The sequence below is a fragment of the Pseudomonas sp. R1-18 genome (genome assembly GCF_051132095.1).
In the GTDB taxonomy this organism is placed as follows: Bacteria; Pseudomonadota; Gammaproteobacteria; order Pseudomonadales; family Pseudomonadaceae; genus Aquipseudomonas.
The window spans coordinates 28,736-44,451 of sequence record NZ_CP071658.1; the positions used below are offsets into that span (position 1 = coordinate 28,736).

14 protein-coding genes and 1 pseudogene are annotated in these 15,716 nt (G+C 59.1%); 6 read left to right on the top strand and 9 right to left on the bottom strand.

The window, feature by feature from the left end; all coding sequences use genetic code 11:
• Positions 1 to 132: 132 nt before the first annotated feature.
• The 3 genes and pseudogenes from J3P77_RS00150 to J3P77_RS00160 form a co-directional block, all read left to right on the top strand.
• A complete protein-coding gene (locus J3P77_RS00150) occupies positions 133 to 357 on the top strand; it encodes a DUF6555 family protein (protein ID WP_434678824.1) in 225 nt (74 codons plus the stop codon).
• A 54-nt stretch (positions 358 to 411) separates the two neighbouring features.
• Positions 412 to 648: a hypothetical protein gene (locus J3P77_RS00155; protein WP_434678825.1), complete on the top strand. Its 237-nt coding sequence runs from the start codon at positions 412 to 414 to the stop codon at positions 646 to 648.
• 180 nt (positions 649 to 828) lie between these two features.
• Positions 829 to 942 (top strand): annotated as a pseudogene (locus J3P77_RS00160) (methyl-accepting chemotaxis protein); the annotation flags it as partial.
• A gap of 104 nt (positions 943 to 1,046) precedes the next feature.
• Here the strand turns inward: J3P77_RS00160 and J3P77_RS00165 are convergent.
• The 7 genes from J3P77_RS00165 to J3P77_RS00195 all read right to left on the bottom strand — a co-directional run bounded on the left by J3P77_RS00165 (position 1,047) and on the right by J3P77_RS00195 (position 10,119).
• Positions 1,047 to 2,930 carry an acyltransferase family protein gene (locus tag J3P77_RS00165; RefSeq protein WP_434678826.1) on the bottom strand — a complete coding sequence of 628 codons (1,884 nt, stop codon included), beginning with the start codon at positions 2,928 to 2,930 and terminating at the stop codon, positions 1,047 to 1,049.
• A gap of 106 nt (positions 2,931 to 3,036) precedes the next feature.
• Positions 3,037 to 4,332, bottom strand: a complete 1,296-nt coding sequence (locus J3P77_RS00170) for a hypothetical protein (RefSeq protein WP_434678827.1) — start codon at positions 4,330 to 4,332, stop codon at positions 3,037 to 3,039.
• 11 nt (positions 4,333 to 4,343) lie between these two features.
• A complete protein-coding gene (locus J3P77_RS00175) occupies positions 4,344 to 5,651 on the bottom strand; it encodes a hypothetical protein (RefSeq protein WP_434678828.1) in 1,308 nt (435 codons plus the stop codon).
• Positions 5,652 to 5,889: 238 nt separating this feature from the next.
• Positions 5,890 to 7,509: a glucan biosynthesis protein D gene (locus tag J3P77_RS00180; protein ID WP_434678830.1), complete on the bottom strand. Its 1,620-nt coding sequence runs from the start codon at positions 7,507 to 7,509 to the stop codon at positions 5,890 to 5,892.
• A 363-nt stretch (positions 7,510 to 7,872) separates the two neighbouring features.
• The gene (locus tag J3P77_RS00185) at positions 7,873 to 8,802 is read right to left on the bottom strand and encodes a phosphatidate cytidylyltransferase (RefSeq protein WP_434678831.1); all 930 of its coding nucleotides are present in this window, start codon (positions 8,800 to 8,802) and stop codon (positions 7,873 to 7,875) included.
• A complete protein-coding gene (locus J3P77_RS00190) occupies positions 8,803 to 9,423 on the bottom strand; it encodes a lysophospholipid acyltransferase family protein (RefSeq protein ID WP_434678832.1) in 621 nt (206 codons plus the stop codon). It abuts the gene before it with no gap.
• An 81-nt stretch (positions 9,424 to 9,504) separates the two neighbouring features.
• A complete protein-coding gene (locus tag J3P77_RS00195; protein ID WP_434678833.1) occupies positions 9,505 to 10,119 on the bottom strand; it encodes a CDP-alcohol phosphatidyltransferase family protein in 615 nt (204 codons plus the stop codon).
• 402 nt (positions 10,120 to 10,521) lie between these two features.
• On the opposite strand from J3P77_RS00195, the gene cfaB reads away from it, so the two are divergent.
• Positions 10,522 to 11,706: a C17 cyclopropane fatty acid synthase CfaB gene (cfaB, locus tag J3P77_RS00200; RefSeq protein WP_434678834.1), complete on the top strand. Its 1,185-nt coding sequence runs from the start codon at positions 10,522 to 10,524 to the stop codon at positions 11,704 to 11,706.
• Between the two features lie 13 nt (positions 11,707 to 11,719).
• On the opposite strand, the gene cls is transcribed toward cfaB, so the two are convergent.
• A complete protein-coding gene (gene cls, locus J3P77_RS00205; RefSeq protein WP_434678835.1) occupies positions 11,720 to 13,159 on the bottom strand; it encodes a cardiolipin synthase in 1,440 nt (479 codons plus the stop codon).
• A gap of 170 nt (positions 13,160 to 13,329) precedes the next feature.
• On the opposite strand from cls, the gene J3P77_RS00210 reads away from it, so the two are divergent.
• Together J3P77_RS00210 and zigA are read left to right on the top strand one after the other, a co-directional pair.
• The gene (locus J3P77_RS00210; RefSeq protein ID WP_434678836.1) at positions 13,330 to 13,851 is read left to right on the top strand and encodes a DUF3617 domain-containing protein; all 522 of its coding nucleotides are present in this window, start codon (positions 13,330 to 13,332) and stop codon (positions 13,849 to 13,851) included.
• 237 nt (positions 13,852 to 14,088) lie between these two features.
• Positions 14,089 to 15,297, top strand: a complete 1,209-nt coding sequence (gene zigA / locus J3P77_RS00215; protein WP_434678837.1) for a zinc metallochaperone GTPase ZigA — start codon at positions 14,089 to 14,091, stop codon at positions 15,295 to 15,297.
• Here zigA and J3P77_RS00220 read toward each other — a convergent pair.
• Positions 15,294 to 15,668, bottom strand: coding sequence for an NADH:ubiquinone oxidoreductase (locus tag J3P77_RS00220; protein WP_434678839.1), 375 nt, complete (start codon positions 15,666 to 15,668; stop codon positions 15,294 to 15,296). The genes zigA and J3P77_RS00220 overlap by 4 nt on opposite strands.
• Positions 15,669 to 15,716 lie beyond the last annotated feature (48 nt).

Here is a 15,716-nt window from a genome sequence, read left to right on the forward strand (position 1 = left end):
GTAAACCCGGCATGCAACAGAATCAGCGCTAGATAAGTGGCTATTTGATGTTACTTAATGAAGTTGAAAAATAGTTGGAATCTTCTCGAAACGTGGCGATCTGTTCTGCGTGTGTACAAAGGAGGAGCAGTCATGTCTGATGACAAACACTACCGGATCGACTACTTGCTGCACGGCAACTATAAGACCTTCTACATCAGGGCGGGCTCCATGGATAACCAGGAAGCCTGGCACTGGGCGACGGTCGATGCAGGGTTTGGAGCGATACCTAAATACCGGTCCGACCGAGTGCCGAAGCTCAGCAAGCCCCAGGCTGAAAAGCTGGGTCTGTCGAATGTCGAGTGGACAATGGCCTGATGGCCATTACAGAAGCGCCGCCTCGATGCGGCGCTTCTCGCTTCAGGAATTCGCATGATTGATCTTGTTCAATGGCCCGCCATGGCTGTGACGGTGCTGGCGGCCTGGTTCGTAGGCTCGCAACGCGCCCGGCGCCGCATGATCGCCTTCTGGTGTTTCATCCTCAGCAACATTCTCTGGGTGATCTGGGGGCTTCACGCCGATGCCTACGCGTTGATCGTGCTGCAACTGTTCCTCTGCGCCATGAACGTGCGAGGGTTCAGAAAGAACCTTCAGCAGGTCAAACAATAGCGTTAGGCCGCTCGGCCGCGCTCCGTCCGAGTATTCGGACTTTCCGATCAGGTTTTTCCACGAGGTAGCGCGTAACGCCGAACAGGCTTCGGTCGCCGCATCGACGGCCGACAAGGAAGCTCGCGACGGCGAATGACGGTGCTGGAGCGAGAGAGCGACAAGACTGGCGAGGTGATGGGTGTGATCAAGGCTGTCGCCGAGCAGACCAATTTGCTGGCGCTCTACGCAGCGATCGAGGCGGCATGGGCCGGGGAGGCGGGACGCGGATTCGCGGTGGTGGCGGATGAGGTGCGGGGGTGGCGCAACGTACCAGACTGTCTCTGGGATTCCAGGTGCTGAAGCGAAGCGGGCGCGCTCGATCATCAGGGTCGACGGGCGCACGCATTTCGGATTGCTGTTCAGTTCACCAGTTGCGGTAGCACGTAGTTGCGCACGATATACAGAGAGCCTTCGGCGCTCAGGTGACCTGAGTCGATCTGCAACAGCGAGCGGGTGTCTTCCAGCCTGACCAGACAGGCGTCGGCGACGCACAACTTGTCTATCAATGAAACAAACTGCACGTCAGCCGGATTGACCAGATGGCGTGTGGCTTGATCCACGGCGAGGATGTTTCGGTCCAGCGCAGGATCGCTGATGTGCGAATCAGTCACGTCCCAATGACGGTTGGCAATCACGCTGGGGAGAGAAGGGTTCCATTGCGGCAACGGGCCGATCAGCACGATGTGTTTCACGCCATAACTTTTCAGACGCGCCGCGATCTCGCTCCAGTGAGTTTTGTCGTGCCCGTCTTTTTGGGCGATCACCACGATGTCCGGCCGCAACGCCTCGATGCTCTGCAAAGCGGTGCGGTTGGAGTATCGGCAGGCTTCACGGATAGGCGTGGCGCGGCCTTGCTCGGGTGTCAGGCTGGGCCGGCAGCTGGCTGAAGCCACTTGATAGAACGGTGTTTGCTTGGCGAGCAGCGTGCGCAGCCCCAGAGACAACGCCTGAGCATGCGAGTCTCCCCACAGGAACACGCCGCCTTCGCCACGCTTGGCAACGCAGGACGCATCGATGCCTGACTGACCGCGTTGGGTGATGGCCGAAAACGCATCGCATTTGAGCCAATAAGGCTCGTAAAGATTGTTCTGACGCTCCACATAATCCTGGATAAAGTGGGCCTTGTCCGACACGCTGACAGTGCGCATCTGGGTCACCATGCCGCCGGTGGCGGTCACCGCAATGCCGCCGGCGAACACCAGCGCAATCAGCGACCCCAGTGTGGCAAAAGCCCAGCCGCGCTCGAAACCGGCGCCGTTTGTGGGCTGCTCGACCAGACGATAAGAGGCAATGGCCAGCAACAGCGCCGCACTCATGCCCAGCAGCACATTCAGCGTCACGCCCAGCCATCCCGCGTAGTTCATCAGCACCACCACCGGCCAGTGCCAGAGGTACAGCGAGTAGGACACCTTCCCGAACCATTGTGAGACCGGATTGCTGGTCAGGAGCGAGTCCTGACGTGCTGCCACGATAATCGCGAATGTACCCAGTACTGGCATTAGGACCAGATAGCCCGGCCAGACATCCTGTTCCCTCAGCAGCACGAAGCCCGCGATGATCAGCCCTAAACCGGACAGCTCCATCATCCGTTGCGCCATCGGCCGTAACTGAATGGGAAACAGGCACGCCACGCCGCCAAGAAGCAGTTCCCATGCGCGGGTCGGCAGTAGATAAAACGAAGGCTCAGGCCATTGGTAGGAGGCGAAGACGCAGAAGCCGAACCCTGTCACGCATCCCGCCAAAACCCACCAGCGCAGCGTCGCAATAGGGATAAAACGAATCAGGGCCAGCAGCGTAAGCGGATACAACAGATAAAACTGCCATTCGACCGACAGCGACCATGTGTGCAGCAACCATTTCTCGTGGGCGTTGGCGGTGAAGTAGCCGGCTTCGCTCCAATAGACGAAGTTGGATACAAAGGCCAGGCTGCTCGCCACATGCGTACCCAAGGCGCTGTAATCCAGCGGCAGCATGTAGAACCAGCCGAGCGCCAGCAACACCACGCAAAGGACCGCCAGTGCCGGAATGATACGGCGCGCCCTGGACTTGTAGAACTTCGCCAGACTGAAATTGCCCGATCGCAGCCCGCGCATGATGATGCCGGTGATCAGGTAGCCGGATATCACGAAGAACACATCCACACCGGCAAAACCGCCAGGCAGCCACGCAGGATGGAAATGAAACAGCAGCACGGCGACGACCGCGATGGCGCGCAGGCCATTGATGTCTTTTCGGAAATCCATGAGCAGACCCATTCGATGAGTGGAGCGGTGGGCGGCGGGTGTCAGAGGCGCAGCAACGGCGGGCCGGACGTCGCCTCGCGTATCGGCGAGCGCGAGCTGATTCGCGTCAAGGGTTCAGTCGGATGATTTTGGGGAAGTGGGTCAGGTTGACGGTGGCCGAGCACTGGCCTTGTTCGCAGCTCCAGGCCTGATCGCTGTCGATTGAACCCTGTTCCGGGCGACTGGTGTCGGTCAAACGCACCGGGCCTTTCATTTCCGTGCTGACGACCACCTTCTCGGCGCGTGGCTTGCCAATGACCCATGCCACCAGAACACGCTCCGGCCCTTTGTCGAAGTACAGCCGATAGGTGTCCTCGGTCAGCACACTGGCTTGCGCGTCATAAGTGAAGTCGCGCACCACCGGTGATATCGCTTTCATCACGGGATAGGCGGGCTTGGGCGACAGATCTTCGTTGAGCACGCCAAAATTGTGCTCCTGGTCGTAACGATTGGGCCCGTCGTTGTAGAGGTCGTACCACCACATTCCTTTGACGTTGGGGATTGTCCGCGCCAGAAAGAATATCCGGGCCATGTACAGCGCCTGGGTGACTTCGCTTTTGCCGCAGGCGCCTTGATGACTGGGCCAGGCCATCTCGGTCAGATAGAGCGGAACATCACGGCCAGCCTTGGAGCGGATGTGTTGTTCGTAACGGCTCATCCAGCGCAGCCAGGCCTCCGGTGTATTGCCGTCGTTGGCCGCGCAGTGCGCATAAGGGTGAACGGATAACCCGTCGACCAGATCCAGCGCGCCGCTTTCGATCAGACTGTCGGCGAAGCCGAAGTTCATGCCCTCGGGCGTGACCGAGCCTGCCAGAATCTTCGCGGGCGCGCCTGCGACGTTGCGGGTGTTCTTGCGAATCACGGGCGCGGTTGCCTGTACCAGCTTCACGTAGTCCAGGCTCAGCTGACGGTCCTTGGGGTCTTCCAGGTCCCACTCGTTCCATATCTCGTAGAAGCTGACACGGTTGCCCAACTGTCCGCTGACGTATTCGACGTATTTGAGGAAGGGCTCCATGACCTGCGGAGTGCGAGGCTTGGCGTTGTCGTGGAAGTACGTGCTGTAACCCAGGATTGCCAGCCGGGTCATGTTCAGGCCGCTGGCGGTTTGCAGATAGCTGCGCCATTGCGGGGTAATGCGCAGCCGGTTGGGAGACGGCTCGGCGGTGGACCAGAAGATATCGTCCTTGACCGAGTTGAAGCCGGCATCGGCTGCCAGTTTCAGCGGCTTGTTCATCGGGCGGTCGTGGTTCATCAGGTGGGTGGAGATACCCAGAATGAAAGGCGCTTCGGCAGCGCTCACCGTTGCGCATGACAAACTGCCGGCCAGCAGCAGGCCCAGCGTACGACGCAGGAAAAGGCTCATGGCGGTTTCCCTCAGTGCGGAGCGGGCAGGCCGTTCAGCTTCAGCTCGCGTGGCCTGGCTTGAAGGGGGTCTTCGCTGCGACTGGCTGCGAGCACGTAGCCAGCGGTAAGCCCGATGAACAGGTTGGCGACCGCGACTTCGAACATGTCGGTGGTCCAGCTGATCAGGCACCAGCAGAAACCGGTTGCCAGCAGCATGCGGCCCATTGGGGTCTGGTCATTGATCAGGTTGAACAGCATCGGAACCTGCAAGGTGTAGAGCAGCACGCCCACCACGCCAAGCATGGCCCACAGGTACATCGCGCTGCTGTCGGCGCCCACCAGGAGTTCGCCGCCTGGTACCGGGAAAATTGCCATGGTGCTGCCGACCATGCCAAAGCCGGCCCCCAGCCATCCCCAACCTTCATTGTTCATGGCCTCTACCAGACGCGGCCAAGTGTTGTTGAGCCGGTCATAAAGCGATGCCAGCGAGCTGCCTCCGCTGCTGACTGTGCGCATGTCAAAGTCGTACATGAGGCCCAGCGTCGGCAACAGCAACCCGAACGCCACGACCACGACACACAGGATGCGGCACGTCCAGGTCATCCGCTGGATGAACAGCAGACCCATGGTCAGAACGAAAGCAGCGGCCGGCGCCTTGCTGGTGGTCAGGACAATGGCAACCAGACCGACGCCACTGAGGATCAGCTTGGCCACGCCTGAGCGCAGGAACATCAGCAGGTACAGCGTGTACATCGCGATCAGGATCGACAGCACGTTGGATACGCGGGCGAAGCCGGCGATGCGGTCCTGCTCGTCGGCGCTCCAGGCGGTGTTGGCGCTCAGCTGCGTTTCGCCGACCAGATAGCTGTAGCCTTTCCACGGCACGGCGGTGAACTTGTCGAGTGCCAGCCCGATCACAGAAGCCGCCATACAGAACGCTACCGCCCAGCACAGCGTTTTTTTGCGATGCAGCAGGTGCTGGCTGCAGACCACGCCAAACAGCAGCGGGCTCAGGGCAAAAAGGCTGAAGGCCACGTTCAGGAAGCTGGCCTTGTGCAGCATGGCGAGTATGCCGGACAGCAGCCACGCCACCATGAACACCCAGAACAGCCGTCCAGCCTTGTAGGTGCGCAGTTCCATCACGAACAACAGCACACACGCTACTTTGGGCAGATATAACAGCGGGCCGACGCCGGCCTTGTCGAAGTAAAAGCGCAGGGCGCCCGAGAAGGTCTCGACCAGTAGCAGGCCGATGGCGACCCACACCGCTGCGGTGGACTTGTCGAAGGACATGATCGACGACTTCTCGTCAGCACTGGTCGCAGGATTCAACTCCATGATGTCTGCCTTCTGAATAGCGTCAGGTTTTTTAACGGACAAAGCTACCGCCCACCGACGGCGACGGACGCGTCAATTGGGGGGATAAGCTGGGAAGGGGAGGTCTGGAGCGAACGCTCGCAACGGCATGACAGGGGATATATCAGTCGTTGTTGGCGAACCTGTCAATTAATTCGACGGAAATACTTGATGAGCCTGATCATTGCCATGCTTTGCCATGGCAATGATCGTCACCGTATCACGGATATTTGCGTTTATCCGGTGCGGGCGGGAAGTACTGGTACAACCAGGTTTCGCTCAAGGTGCGGTCCGCGGAGCGGATGAACATGCGCATCTCGACCGGGTCCACGGAGTCGCTGGTCGGTACCCAATCGAAGGTCACGCGATAACCCTTGATGTCCGGCAGCACCAGAACATTGAAATCCTGGACCTTGCCGTGGGAAACCGTGACCACCGGCTCGATGCCGAAGCCTTCGGGCAAGCGGTCCAGGCCGCCGCCGTGGAAGTCCACCGCGAAGCGACGGGCCCAAGTCTTCGGGTAATGCTCACCCGGTGCCCAGCCTTCGAGGAAGCCGCCCATCCCCGAACGTGTCGCGTGAATCTGCGCCAGCGGTGTACTGACTGGCGGCAGCGGGCTCCAGAACAGCTTGTAGCCATAGTTCATGGAATCGCCAGCTTTGACCGGCTTCTTGGGGGTCCAGAACACCACGATGTTGTCCATCGTCTCGCCGGTGGTCGGCAGTTCAAGCAGGCTCACGTCGCCTTCGCCCCAGGCGCTGGTCGGCTCGACCCACAGACTAGGGCGGCGGCTGTACCAGACAACTGTGTCCTGATAACTGGAGAATTGGTGGTCGCTCTGTACCAGACCGAAGCCTTTCGGGTCTTTGTCCGAGAACGCGCTGAACTGCGGTTTGACCGGGTTGTTCAGCGGGCGGCAGATCCATTCGCCATTACCGCGCCACATGGACAGGCGATCGGAGTCATGAATCTGCGGGTGGATGGTGTCGCACATCCGGCGCTCATGGGTGCCGCAGCTGAACATGCTGGTCATCGGCGAGATGCCCAGCTGCTGGATGTCGACCCGCGCGTTGATGTGCGCGTCGATTTCCATCACCACCTGACCGGCCTGGCAGTCGATATCGAACCGGTAGGCACCGGTGGCGCTCGGCGAATCGAGCAGGGCGTAGACCACGAAGCGGGTAGCATTCTTGTCTGGCGTCTCGAACCAGAACTTGGTGAAGTCCGGAAACTCTTCCTGGCGCTTGGCATAGCTGTCGATGGCCAGGCCCCGCGCGGACAGACCGTACTGCTTGTTGCTGTCGACGGCCCGGAAATAGCTGGCGCCCAGGAACGAGACGATATCGTTGATGGCAATTTCCGGGGCCTTGAACAGCTTGAAACCGGCAAAGCCAAGGTCACCCTTGACCAGGTTCTTGTCGATGCCGCTCTTCTCGTAGTTGAACAGGTCGTGGCGGAAATGCACCTCACGGGCCTGCTTGTTCTTCGGATCGACGCTGTACATGCGCACCGGCGTCTTGAAACCCATGCCGACATGGAAGAAATGCACGTCCAGTTGGCCCTGAACGTCTTTCCACAAGGAGTGCGCCGGGTCGTAACGGATGGCATTGAACTGCAGTGGCGTCATGTCCGCCAGCACTGGAGGCAGCACCTGCTTGGTGCTCACGTAGCCTCGACCCGCCAGTTGTTTGGCATGGGCTTGCAAGGTAGCGAAATCAAAATGCTCGATTTCGCCATCAGCTGCCGCAGCAAGCGCACGCGCAGCGAAAAGCCCCGAGGCCGGCACGCTGCTATAAGCCGCCAACGCCATGGATGCTTTCAGGAGATTCCTGCGATTCATAAGGTGAAGCCTCTGAGTAATGCTGTGCGTCCTGCACAAAAAATGCGCGCCAACCACTCCTTGCCGAACGCAAACTACCCACAACAGATAACAAAGACGAGATGCCGTTCGAAAAAAGCCTGAAAAAAACGCCGCTGCTGCTTCAAGCGGGCAGCGTTTTTATCAGCAACGTCTGATTGATCAAACGTTATATCGGCGTCCTGACCCGTCTCGCCGCCGCAGGACACAAGGCTTCGCCGCCAGACATGTGTGGTTGGCGGTTTCGCTCGGTGAGCATCGCTGTCACGCGTCGAATTTCCGCCATGCAATATTCAGCAATCATTTTGCGTGCAGTTTGATCGCCGTTGTCGACCGGTTCTTGGCTCAGGTCCACCAGTAGCGCACAAGGTGGAAGAAGATCGGCGCGGCGAAACAGACCGAATCCAGCCGATCCAGCATGCCGCCGTGCCCTTCGATCATGTGCCCCCAGTCCTTTACTCCGCGGTCGCGCTTGATGGCCGACATGACAATCCCGCCAGCGAAACCCAGCAGATTGATGAGCAGAGCGATCAGAAACGACTGCCATGGATTGAACGGTGTGATCCACCACAACGCCGCACCGATCAGCGAAGCCAGAACGATGCCGCCGACGAAGCCTTCCACGGTTTTGGAAGGCGAGAGGTTGGGGGCGATCTTGCGCTTGCCGAACAGTTTCCCGCAGACGTACTGCAACACATCCGACAGTTGCACGACGATCACCAGATAGGCGATCAGCAGCAGGTTGCGGCCTTCGTACCCGGCGACGTCGAGCGTTAGCAACGCAGGCACATAAGACACGCAGAACACTGCGATCATCAGGCCCCACTGTACTTTCGACGCGCGTTCCAGAAAGTGCGTGCTGTCACCGCCTAACGAAGCGAGGATCGGCAGCAGCAGGAAGACATAGACCGGGATGAAGATCGAAAACAGCCCGTACCAGTCCATCGCAATGAGCACGTATTGCAGCGGCAAGGCCAGATAGAACGCGGCGACCAGCGCCGGGTAATCGCTGCGCCGGGTTGGCGTCAGGGTCAGGAACTCACGCAAGGCGTAGAACGAGACCGCATAGAACAACAGAATCACAGCGCTGTGGCCCAGCCAGAAGGCGAAGCCGATCACCAGGACCATGATCCACCAGGCGTTGATCCGCGCATTGAGGTTGTCGATCACCGCATTGGGACCACCGGCCTTGCGCTTGAGTACATAGCCGATCAGCGAAGCGAGCAGCAAGATGACGCCGATACCCATGAACAGCAGTTGAGTCTGGTTATCCATTTACAGCTGCTCCGGTGCCAGGGCCAGCAGCGCGTCACGGCTGCGTGCGAGAAATTGTTCTTTGGTTTCTTCCTCTTCCAGCCGCAGGGGTGAGCCGAAGCTGGTTGTGCATAACAACGGAAGAGGCAACATGCGGCCTTTGGGCATGACCCGGTTGAGATTGGCTATCCACACCGGGACCAGCTCGGCATGTGGATAACTTTTAGCCAAGTGATAGAGACCGCTCTTGAACGGCAGCAGGCCTTCGCCGGGATTGCGCGTCCCTTCAGGGAACAGAATCAGTGAGTCGCCGTTTTCCAGCGCCGCCACCATCGGCTGCAATGGGTTGCTGTCCGGGGTGCTGCGTTTTCGATCCACCAGTACGCCGTTGAAAACCCGATTGATGATGTAGCGGCGCAAGGGACTGGCCTGCCAGTAATCGGCGCCGGCCACCGGGCGGGTCAACTTTCGCAGTGTCGGTGGCAACGACGCCCACAGCAATACAAAATCGCCGTGGCTACTGTGGTTGGCGAAGTAGATACGTTGCCTGGGCTCGGGCGAACAGCCCAGCCAGAGGCTGCGAGCGCCGGTAACACTGCGCGCTCCGGCGGTAATGATCGTGGCGACCAAGGGTTCAAGCATGACGAGTCCTGTTGGGCGAACGCAGGCCGCTGAGCTTTCGCCAGACGTCCTGCTCTTGGCTGATGTGATGGAGTTTCCGGACTACTGATGTGGCATCGTCTCGGCCAGACCGTGACGAATACGGTTAACCAGGGTGTACACGAGCAACGCGCTGACGACGGCAAGCACGATGTTGATCCAGAGCGGTGCGAGCCAACCGAGGGCAACTCCGGCACCGAGCACGCCGAATACCAGCGCGCGGTCGCTTTTACCCATGGGGCCGTCGTAGCGTCTTGAAGCTCCGATCATCGGGCCCATAACACCCGCGTATTCGGTCAGCATCGCTAGCAACGTCACCAGCACCACCAGCCACAGGCTCACGCCCGGCAGCAGGGCAAAAGGCAGGAACAGCGCGCTGTCGGCGATTACATCGGTCAGCTCATTGAGATAAGCGCCAAGTTGCGACTTCTGGCCAAACTCCCGCGCCAGCATGCCGTCGATGGCGTTGAGCGCCATACGCAGGATCATCCACGCGGGAATCAGCGCGAACACCCACAAATGCGGGATCGAAAGCGCGGCGATGGCTCCCACCAGAATCGAGACGGCGCAGGCGGCAAGCGTTACCTGATTGGCGGTAATGCCTCGGTCGAAAAGACGTTTCACAAGAGGGCGCAACAGGTTCTGAAAGCGGGGTTTGAGCTGGTAGATCGAGATCAAGTAATAACGTCCCTGTGCGTGGAAATCGTGGCACGCCCGCTTCAGAAGCGAGGCGCATTGATACATTAGTGAAACATAATGTGATGTGTATCACGTGACGAGCTTTGTGCGGCAGGTCTCATCGCGGTGAAATCGAATGAGGAAAGGGGGGCGCCTGAGCCGCACTGTGGGGCTTGGCGCATTCTCCATGGATGTGGTATGAAGAACTCTGTTACAAATTACTTGTACTGCAAGACTGGGTGATCCAGATACGGGCTCCACGTCTGGCTTGAGTCAGTGGGCATCACGCCGTTCCCGAAGTCGATTTCAGATCGTGCCAGCATGTTCGTCAGCCTGAAGGTTCGTCACTGAACCCGATTTTGGACTACCTTTTTTCCAGCTTCTGGATTAGGGGTTATTCGCATGATCGCGCAACTTCCTCCGGCTCTCCGGGATCTTCGTCTCCCGCTGCGGCTTAAGTTCTGGAACGGTCATCAGGTAGACCTGGGCCCTGCGCCCAGCGTTACCATCGTGGTCAAGGACCCGAGGCTGGTCTCCGATTTCACGCATCCCAGCCTCGATCTGCTTGGCACTGCCTTCGTGGAAGGGCGGCTGGAGATGGAAGGCTCCATTACCGAAGTCGTCCGGCTTTGCGATGAACTGACCCACGCGCTGACAGGCGATGACGAGCTCTCGTCGCCGTTTCACACGCAGCACGACAAAGACACCGACGCCGCCTCCATCGCCTACCATTACGATCTGTCCAACGACTTTTACCAGCTGTGGCTGGACCGAGAGATGGTCTATTCCTGCGCGTACTTCAAGACTGGCAGCGAGTCACTTGAGCAGGCGCAGTTGGACAAGCTTGAGCACCTGTGTCGCAAGCTGCGACTCAAGCCTGATGACTACCTGCTTGACGTCGGCTGCGGATGGGGCGGGTTGGCGCGGTATGCGGCCCGTGAGTTTGGCGCGAAGGTCATGGGCATAACCCTAAGCCGCGAACAACTGAACCTGGCCCGCGAGCGCGTCCGCGCGGAAGGCCTCGATGGCCAGATAGAGTTGCAGTTACTGGACTACCGCGACCTTCCGCAGGACGGCCGCTTCGATAAGGTGGTCAGTGTCGGCATGTTCGAGCATGTCGGCCATGCCAACCTGGCGCTCTACGCCCAGCGGCTGTTCGGCGCCGTCCGCGAAGGCGGGTTGGTGATGAATCACGGCATCACCGCCAAACACACTGATGGCCGCCCGGTTGGACGCGGAGCGGGGGAATTCATCGGTCGCTATGTATTTCCCAACGGCGAGCTGCCCCATCTGGCCATGATCAGCGCCAACCTCAGTGAAGCGGGTCTGGAAATTGTCGACGTGGAAAGCCTGCGTCCGCACTACGCCCGTACGCTGGAACAATGGAGCAGCCGGCTTGAGTCACGTCTTGAAGAGGCCGCTGCAATGGTCCCCGAACACGCGCTGCGGATCTGGCGTCTGTATCTGGCGGGCTGTGCTTATGCATTCGCCAAGGGATGGATCAATCTTCATCAGATCCTTGCGGTGAAACCTTACGAAGACGGGCGAACCGAGCTGCCGCTGACACGCGCCGACCTTTATCGCTGATCAAGGGGAGTGCTCACAGGATCGGCGATATAAGTCGTGCGATGCGCATGCCCAGCTGATGCAGGCGGCGTGTCTCGCGGCTTTCCTGAAGCGAGATCTCACGAGCCAACGCGAAGTCCGCCAGGAGCATGGCTTCTACCTCGCTGGAGAAGTCGGGATCAACGGTCAGCAACATCAGCTCGAAATTCAGCCGGAATGATCGGTTGTCGAGATTCGCGCTGCCGATGGCCGTGATCTCGCTGTCGACCAGCACCACTTTCTGATGCAGGAAGCCCGGCTCGTAACGGAATACGCGCACGCCTGCGCGCACCGCATCAAAGGCGAACAGGCTGGATGCTGCGTACACAACGTAATGGTCAGGTCGGGATGGCAGCAGCAGCCGGACATCCACTCCGCGTAAAACTGCCAGGCGCAGCGCCGCCGACACGGCTTCGTCAGGTATGAAGTAGGGGCTGGTGATCCAGATCCGCTGTTCGGCGGCGTGAATCGCTTCGACGAAAAACAGCGAGCAGGTTTCCTGCGCGTCGGCCGGACCGCTTGCGAGCAGCTGACACATGACGCCGTTCTCCGGAAACACGTCCGGCAGGCTGAGCGGCGGCAGCTCGCGAGTCGCCCAGAACCAGTCCTCGGCGAAGGACTCCTGAAGACAGGCCACTACCGGGCCGATGACCTCGACATGCGTATCACGCCAAGGCGCCAGTGGTGGTTTCAGGCCCAGGTATTCATCGCCAACATTGTGTCCGCCTACATAACCTTTGAGACCGTCAACAACGACGATCTTGCGATGGTTGCGAAAGTTGATCTGGAAACGGTTAAGCCAGCCGCCACGGGTAGCAAAGGCTTTGGTCTGCACGCCGCCGGCACGCAGTTTTTCGCTGTAGGACGCGGGTAAAGCGTGGCTGCCAATGCGGTCATACAGCACGAAAACCGCTACTCCTTCGGCAGCCTTCTCCAATAACAGTGCCTGCAGACGCCGTCCTAGCGTGTCGTCATGAATGATGAAAAACTGCACCAGCACGGTTTGCCGGGCCTGACGGATTGCTTCGAACATTGCGTTGAAGCTGGCTTCCCCATCGATCAGCAGCCGTACTTTGTTGTTCGCCAACGCTGGCGTGTGCCCCAGTTTCGGCATCGCTCGCAACGCGGCGTAGGCATCGGAGCGGCGAGCCGCTACTGCATGCTCGATCCAGGGCCTCCAGTTGAGCTTGCCGATGGCGGTACGCATCTCGCTGTTAGCGTCGCGCCGCGCCTTGATGTACGCATCAAATGAACTGCGACCGAAAACCAGATAGGGGATCAAGGTCACGTAAGGGATGAACAGTAAGGGCATGGCCCAGGCGATTGCGCCCTGTGCGGTGCGTACTGTCAGCAGGGCATGGATGGCCGCGGCGGTTCCCAACAAGTGGATGAAGCCCAACACGTAGCCGAAGAAATACGGGCTGTGATAATCCATTCCGTTATGCGCTCCTGTCGTTGTGCCTAACAGACCACAGCAGGCCGGGATTGTCGCTATTTTCTTGCAGGTGCAACTGGCCTGCTGATTCAACGTCTAACCATCACCGCCCACCCGGCTGTCGCGCTTGGTCGGGCTAGCGAGCGGAATGGTCAATCAGGAATCCCGTTATGAAAAAAAGCATGTTGGCTTTGATGTTCTGCGTCGTTGCGCCTGTGGCTCACGCTCAAATGCTGCAACCGGGCTTGTGGGAAGTCACCTCCAGCAACATGAAAGTGGATGGCCAGCAGTTGCCCGACATGCAGCTCATGCTGGGCCAGTTGAAGAACCTGCCGCCCGAGCAGCGCGCGATGATGGAGCAGATGATGCAGAAGCAGGGCGTCACCTTGGGCGGCCAAGGCGTACGTGTTTGTCTGACGCCGGCTCAAGTGCAGTCGAATGATATTCCTCTGACCGATCCTAAATCCGGATGCACCCAGAAGATCACCGCGCGCAACGGCAAGACCTGGAATTTCCAGTTCAGTTGCCCGAAAGCGCAAGGCACTGGTCAGGCCCAGTTTCTCAGCGACCGTGAATTCACGACCAACGTTGTTGGTACTTTCAATGCGTCCGGTCGCCAACAGAACGGCAGTATGGACACTCGCGCTGTATGGCTGGGCGCCCAATGCGGGACTGTAGCGCCACGCAGCTGATTCCACGCTGCGTTCCACGTGGAACATTTTGCAGTTTCTTCAGATATTTACTGCGGATAGCTGCAGGTGTTCCACAGTCATAGAACTGCCGTGGATGGCATTCGACGGCGGAAATTTTTCTAGCGGCTCATCAATCGGGTAGCTCGCATGCATTGTTATACTATAACATCTGCATACACAGGCGCTGGTGCCTGTCTTTCCAAGGCGTGGCCTTGCAACCGGTTCGAGTGAAGCCTGATGTCTGATCGTTTACCTGTTACTGTTTTGTCCGGGTTTCTGGGGGCCGGTAAAAGCACCTTGCTCAATCATGTACTGCGCAATCGCGAAAACCTGCGCGTGGCTGTAATCGTCAATGACATGAGCGAAATCAATATCGACGGCAGCGAAGTGCAGCGCAACGTCAGCTTGAACCGCGCCGAAGAAAAGCTGATCGAGATGAGCAACGGCTGCATCTGCTGCACCTTGCGTGAAGATCTGCTCGACGAGGTGAGCCGCCTGGCCCGTGAAGGTCGCTTCGATTACCTGCTGATCGAATCGACCGGAATCTCGGAGCCGCTGCCGGTCGCTGAAACCTTCACCTTCCGCGACGAGAACGGCATCAGCCTCGCTGACGTGGCCCGCCTGGACACCATGGTCACTGTGGTCGACGGCGTGAACTTCATGCTTGATTACCAGGCTTCGGAAAGTCTGGCCACGCGCGGCCAGACGCTGGGTGAAGACGACGACCGCTCTATTACTGATCTGCTGATCGAGCAGATCGAGTTTGCGGACGTGCTACTGCTCAGCAAGATCGACCTCATCAGCGCCAGCGAGCGAGAGGAGTTGATGGCAATTCTCAGACGCCTCAATGCGCACGCCGAGATCGTGCCGATGGTCATGGGCGCTGTGCCGCTGAAAACCATTCTTGATACCGGCCGTTTCGACTTCGAGCGCGCTTCTCAGGCGCCGGGCTGGCTCAAGGAACTGCGCGGTGGACACGTGCCGGAAACCGAAGAATATGGAATCGCCTCGACGGCTTATCGAGCGCGACGTCCGTTTCATCCCGAGCGTTTTTTCGCCTTCATCGATCGACCGTGGACCAACGGCAAGCTGCTGCGCTCGAAGGGCTTCTTCTGGCTGGCCAGTAAATACAAAGAGGCCGGTAGCTGGTCCCAGGCCGGCGGGCTGATGCGCCACGGCATGGCCGGACGCTGGTGGCGATTTGTGCCTCAAGGCAGCTGGCCGCAAGATCAGGAAAGCGTGGCGTCCATCATGGAGCAATGGTCAGTCGAAGCAGGCGACTGTCGCCAGGAACTGGTTTTCATCGGCCAGCACATCGATTTCGCTCAACTCACTGCCGAACTCGACAGCTGCCTGCTCACCGACGCGGAAATGGCTGTTGGCGTCGAGGGCTGGCGACTGATGCCGGACCCGTTCGGGCCATGGCAGGAGGAAGAGGCTGCTTAATCCGGCGTCAGCCATTTGCCCTTGCTCTGGCCCTCGCAGAAGGGCTTGAGATACAGAGCATCACTGGCCACGCCGTAATAGTGGATATTCTCCCGATAGGGCATATTGGCGACTTGCGCGTTGCTGCAGACACCGAAAGCTCCCGCAGGGCACTGTGCCGAGTACTGGGTCTCGACTTTCTGCCCGGTCAATTGCGGCTGGCAGAAGCTGTCGTGAAACATCTTTGGCGGAATGCTGATGTTTTCCTGGCAGACTTTCACATCCAGCCGCTCCGCCTGGCTATGAACCAGACAGGCCTGAGCCCATGCCATGCTCGAAGTGAGCGCCAAAAGCACTGTCGCTGCCCACACCGGCAGCCGGTTTACTTGCATCGTCAGCTGTCCTTCATTTTCAATTGCCGCCAATCCACAAAGAAAGCG